Origin of the sequence: Hymenobacter sp. B1770 (assembly GCF_049896385.1) — a bacterium.
Classification (GTDB): Bacteria; Bacteroidota; Bacteroidia; order Cytophagales; family Hymenobacteraceae; genus Hymenobacter.
In genome coordinates this window covers 1-1,005 of sequence record NZ_JAFCUF010000047.1, presented here as the reverse complement: position 1 = coordinate 1,005, position 1,005 = coordinate 1, and the positions used below count along the sequence as shown (strand labels likewise).

The window sequence follows — 1,005 nt, the reverse complement described above, 5'->3', positions numbered from 1 at the left end:
GGAGGTATACGGCGATTGGTCGCTTTTTGCGCGCGTCGGCCACGGTGCCCTCCAGGGGCAATTTCAGGTGGGCGGTTCCACGCCACTGAACGCCTTCTTTCAACGCGACTCCGACCTGGCTTCTACGGCCACTTTGGTGGGGTTGAGCGTGATCATCAGACCCCACTTGTTGGGTAAGCGGGCACCAGCTGCCCAGGAACTGAAATAGCGCTTCCGCGGCTTTTCTTTTCTACCTATTAGCGGTTCTCTTTCAAACCCGGAATGCTTGCCCCGCGCTCGCGGGCGATGTCTTGGGCCCGTTTGTAGCCGGCGTCGGCGGGTTGGAAAATGCCCCTACCGGGGTCGGGGGGACGCGGTGGAGGCGTTGGGCTTTTTCGGGGGTACCGGTCGCTACTAGCACCCTGCCGAAGTGGGTGGAGAACGCCTCTCCTTTGTCGGCATTGAGCAAATCTATAAGCCGGTTCACTCAAACGGTCGTGGCTGTTGCAGAACTCAGCGCCATGCGCTCCAGAAGCCGTGTACTCACTCGGCACCTCCCTAAAACGTGCTTCTGACACCCTTTCCGTTCTCTGTAAAGCGAATGCAACCGGTTCTGGAAGCGTATCTGAGACTTCTGCAACAGCCACGGTCCAAAAAGCAAAACGCGCTCTATTTGCTTCAAAGAACATTTAATAAGGGGGCTACCCTTTTCGGACTACCCGCCCAACCGCTGCCAGCCAAGCACCGACAAGAGTCCCTGCTGTTCGGGCACTACCGCACACGTGGAAACAAGGCCCGCAAGGTGCGGCTCGCTTCCAGGGCCTGCGCCCGGTTTACCTCGTGCCCGCCACAGTCCTGCTGCTCGGCCGGGGCGTAAAAGTCCACTAGCCGAATGCGTTGCTTGTCCAGGAAGTAAAAGACGAGCTTGTCCCCGTCGTCGACCGCGCAGGCTCCCAACGGACTGGGGAGGTCGTCGTCGCCGCGCACCGCCCAGACGCGCCGCGGGTGCAGCTGCTGCCAGACGCG

The 1,005-nt window shown here is 60.5% G+C and carries 2 protein-coding genes; one reads left to right on the top strand and one right to left on the bottom strand.

Annotated elements, in window-relative coordinates; genetic code table 11:
- A partial coding sequence (locus ACP7AJ_RS21370; RefSeq protein WP_426062266.1) for a hypothetical protein occupies positions 1-208 on the top strand: 208 nt, incomplete at its 5' end.
- 542 nt (positions 209-750) lie between these two features.
- On the opposite strand, the gene ACP7AJ_RS21365 is transcribed toward ACP7AJ_RS21370, so the two are convergent.
- Positions 751-1,005 (bottom strand): hypothetical protein (locus ACP7AJ_RS21365; protein WP_426062264.1); only part of this gene is annotated, 255 nt, incomplete at its 5' end.